General features: G+C 69.3%; 4 protein-coding genes. 3 read left to right on the top strand and 1 reads right to left on the bottom strand.

Annotation, left to right across the window (positions count from 1 at the left end; all coding sequences use genetic code 11):
- Together ACFVQ0_RS37135 and ACFVQ0_RS37130 are read left to right on the top strand one after the other, a co-directional pair.
- Positions 1-126: adenosylhomocysteinase (locus ACFVQ0_RS37135; RefSeq protein WP_390093598.1), on the top strand; the 126-nt coding region annotated here is incomplete at its 5' end.
- A 285-nt stretch (positions 127-411) separates the two neighbouring features.
- Positions 412-1,023, top strand: coding sequence for a hypothetical protein (locus tag ACFVQ0_RS37130; protein WP_390093597.1), 612 nt, complete (start codon positions 412-414; stop codon positions 1,021-1,023).
- Between the two features lie 36 nt (positions 1,024-1,059).
- Here the strand turns inward: ACFVQ0_RS37130 and ACFVQ0_RS37125 are convergent, their stop codons facing one another.
- Positions 1,060-2,010 (bottom strand): RDD family protein, encoded by a 951-nt coding sequence (locus tag ACFVQ0_RS37125; protein WP_390093596.1) that lies wholly within the window; start codon positions 2,008-2,010, stop codon positions 1,060-1,062.
- 121 nt (positions 2,011-2,131) lie between these two features.
- Between ACFVQ0_RS37125 and ACFVQ0_RS37120 the strand changes: the two genes are divergently transcribed.
- Positions 2,132-3,139 carry a stage II sporulation protein M gene (locus tag ACFVQ0_RS37120; RefSeq protein WP_390093595.1) on the top strand — a complete coding sequence of 336 codons (1,008 nt, stop codon included), beginning with the start codon at positions 2,132-2,134 and terminating at the stop codon, positions 3,137-3,139.
- Positions 3,140-3,555 lie beyond the last annotated feature (416 nt).

The raw sequence follows: 3,555 nt of genomic DNA, 5'->3' as shown, positions 1-3,555 counted from the left end.
GAAAAAGTCGCCCGCCTCCACCTCGCCGCCCTCGGCGTCAAACTCACCACGCTGCGCCCGGAGCAGGCGGCGTATATCGGTGTCGAGGTCGACGGACCGTACAAGTCCGACCACTACCGCTACTGATCCGCTGACCGCGACGGCGTGCCGGTGACCGGTCACAGTCACCACCGGTCAGTGCCGACCGGCCACCGGCAGGCCTCGCGGACCCGCACCCGGAGCTCGTGACGCTCGTGACGCTCGTGACGCTCGTGACGCTCGTGACGCTCGTGACGCGAAAGCGTCAGCGCCCCGGGGACTCAGCAGGACAGCAGCACAGTGCAGCAGCTACGAACGCAGGCCCCCGCACCCCCGTGTCGGGGGCCTGCGTTCGTACCGCACCCGCACAGCCCGAGGAACCCGAAGGACCCCATGCCCCGCGGCCGTTATTCGCTCCACGATCTTCACGACCACACCCCCCTCGGTGAAGAGCACTTCCACTGCGCCCCCGGCCCCTCCGGCTGGCGCTATGTCTCCCAGACGACCGCCCCGTCCGGCGACCACCTCGGATCCATCGATCTCACTCTGGACGAACTCGGCCGCCCGATCCGTCTCGAACTCCACGCCGCGAGCTGGCAGATCCGAGGCGCCGCCCTCGAAGGCGTCACCTGGGTCCGCACCGATGCGACCGGCACTCACGCCACCGAAGGCAATGTCCGCGCCCACACCTTCACCGGCACTTCCCCCGCATTCCTCGTCGCGACCGCACGCCTGCTGCGCCTCACTCCCGATTCCCCCGCGACCCGTCTCCGCGTCGTCGCCTTCACGGATCCGGTCCTCGCCCCCCGTACCGTCGACCAGTCCTGGGCCCTGGTGAAGAGTGAAGCGCACGCCACTGACAACGGGCCGCTGATCGTGGACGAATACCAGGTCAACGCCCTGGACACCGGCGAGCAGCACACCATCCACCTGGCCGGCGACGTGGTCCTCTCGGCCCCGGGCATCGAGCTGGAAGAGCTGGAATCCCCGCCCTCGGCCCGCTAGTGCCGTGACCGTGTTCGCCCACCCGCCGGACAGTCCCTACCCGGGCGGGGCGAACCCGGTGGCGGCCGGCGGCGCGGGATGCGCCGCGTCGACAGGAGCAGCAGGCCCAGCCCCCGAGCCCCGAGGCCCTTCACTCACGCCGGCACCGGGTTTGCCACTGCCGCCTTCGCCGGTCGGGCCAGGAGGTCCCATGGGCCACCCCGTACCCGTACCGCTGGGGCGGTCGGCGGAGGACCGGGAAGCGGCGAGCATCCGGTGCGCGTCCCGGGCCTGCCGCTCGTTCACCACGGCTGCGAGGTACGCGGCGGCGGGCACGCCCACCGGGGCCGGAACCCCGGTCCACCCGGCGAGCTCCCCGGCCAGCCGACCGGCCATGGCCCGGCCCACATCCGCGTCCAGTTGGTGCATCCGCGTCAGGTACTGCCGTACCGCCAGCCACAGTTCGTCCGGAACCGCCGACAGATCCAGCCCGGCGAAACGTCCCACCAGCCAGGGCGGCGGGGGAGGAACAGCGGCGGACCGGCCCGCGGGCAGCCGCTCGCGTACGACGAGTGTTCCCGCGAAGACATCGCCGAGCCGCCTCCCGCGAGCCGAGACCAGCGACGCGATGGACGCGACCACCCCGAGCGTCATGAGAATCTCCACGACACCCATCGCCCCACGCACGAGCGCGTGCCGGAACCGGATCGGCCCCCCGTCGTCCCGCACCACACGCAGCCCGCACGCCAGCTTCCCCAGGGAACGGCCGTGGCTGAGCGTCTCCACCGCGATCGGAGCGCCGACCAGCACCAGCAGGAACGTCGCCACGGAGACGGCGGCGAACGCCGCCTCGTCCAGTCCGGAGGTCGCCACGGCCAGTCCGACCGAGACCAGGACGAACGCCGTCCCGATCACGACCAGATCGATGGAAAGAGCCAGCGCGCGGCTCGGCAGTTTCGCCGGCCGCAGCCCCAGCACGACCGCGTCCCCGGTCACGAGCTCGCTCATCCCCGCCCCACCCTTCGCCGTCCATCCCTGCCCCACCGGGCCACAGTCTGCCAAGCTGACCCGCAAACGCGCCGCAGCAGTACGGACCCGTACGCACCCATGCCTGGAGCAGCAGCCGACCATGGACCTCGACGTCTTCGTCAACGCCCACCGCAGCGAGTGGGACCGCCTGGACCACCTCCTGCACCGAGGACGCAAGCTCACAGGCGCGGAAGCCGACGAGCTGGTCGACCTCTACCAGCGCACGGCGACCCATCTCTCCCTGATCCAGTCCGGCGCCCCCGACCCGCTGCTCATCGCGCGCCTGACCCAGCTGGTGGCCCGGGCCCGTGCCACGGTGACCGGAACCCGCCGAGCCTCGTGGCGGGACGCCTCGCGATTCCTCACCGCGGGCTTTCCCGCAGCGGTCTACCGTTCCCGGCACTGGTGGATACCCACAGCCGTCCTCTCCACGCTCCTGGCCGCGTTGATCGGCTGGTGGATCGCCGCCCATCCGGAAGTCCAGTCGGCCATCGCCGCCCCGGAGGATCTGCGCCGCATGACCAATCCCGGCGGCGAGTACGAGACCTACTACTCCAGCCACCCCGCGGCCTCGTTCGCCGCCCAGGTCTGGACGAACAACGCCCAGGCCGCGGCCATGTGCCTGGTGCTGGGCGCGTTCCTCTGCGTCCCGGTGATCTGGATCCTCTTCCTGAACGTGCTCAATCTCGGCATCGGCATCGGACTGATGTCCTCGGCCGGCCGGCTCGACACCTTCCTCGGCCTGATCCTCCCGCACGGACTGCTCGAACTGACGGCCGTCTTCGTCGCGGCAGGAACCGGGCTCCGGCTGGGCTGGACGGTCATCGACCCAGGTCCGCGCACCCGGCGCACAGCCCTCGCGGAACAGGGCCGCGCCGCGATCGGCATGGCCATCGGCCTGGCCCTCATCCTGTTCGTCTCGGGTCTCATAGAAGGCTTCGTCACCCCCTCCGGCCTCCCGACCTGGGCCCGTATCGCCATCGGAGTCGCCGCCGAGCTGGCCTTCCTCGCGTACGTCTACATCCTGGGCGGCCGTGCGGCCCGAGCCGGCGACACCGGCGACGTTGCCGACGCCGAACGGAGCGCCGAACTTCCGGTGGCCGCCTGATGTGCGTACGCCTCTCCTGACCTGCTAGTCTCCTCCTCGCCCCAAAAAACCGTTGACACGGCGCACTGGGGGAGGTAGATTCGAACGGTTGCCTCGAACTGGACAAGTTCGGGCCCAGCAGTTAGTGTCATCTCGCTCTCGTCGGAAATTGAATTTCCGCAGAGCCATTGATTCCCACTCTCCGGATCGCGAAGCCGATTAGTTCGGCCGAACCGTTTCTGATAAAGTCGAATCAGCCGAAAGGCAAGGCCACTTCAACGGCCACCGGAATTCAAATTCGAACCGGAAACGGAACGAAATAGAGTCTGGTAAGGTTGGAACCGCCGGAAAGGGAAACGCGAAAGCGAAGAACTGGAAAGCGAAAATGCGAGGCCCGCTTCGACCGGGAATCGGACGCGAAAGAGTCTGATAGAGTC

Origin of the sequence: Streptomyces sp. NPDC057900, assembly GCF_042887885.1 — a bacterium.
Classification (GTDB): Bacteria; Actinomycetota; Actinomycetes; order Streptomycetales; family Streptomycetaceae; genus Streptomyces.
Note: the sequence above shows the minus strand (reverse complement) of the source record. Positions and strands in the feature narration are given on the sequence as shown.

Excerpts from the sequence above, each read along its gene's own strand:
- ACFVQ0_RS37130 (WP_390093597.1), top strand. The coding sequence starts at position 412 with ATGCCCCGCGGCCGTTATTCGCTCCACGATCTTCACGACCACACCCCC.
- ACFVQ0_RS37125 (WP_390093596.1), bottom strand. The coding sequence starts at position 2,010 with ATGAGCGAGCTCGTGACCGGGGACGCGGTCGTGCTGGGGCTGCGGCCG.
- ACFVQ0_RS37120 (WP_390093595.1), top strand. The coding sequence starts at position 2,132 with ATGGACCTCGACGTCTTCGTCAACGCCCACCGCAGCGAGTGGGACCGC.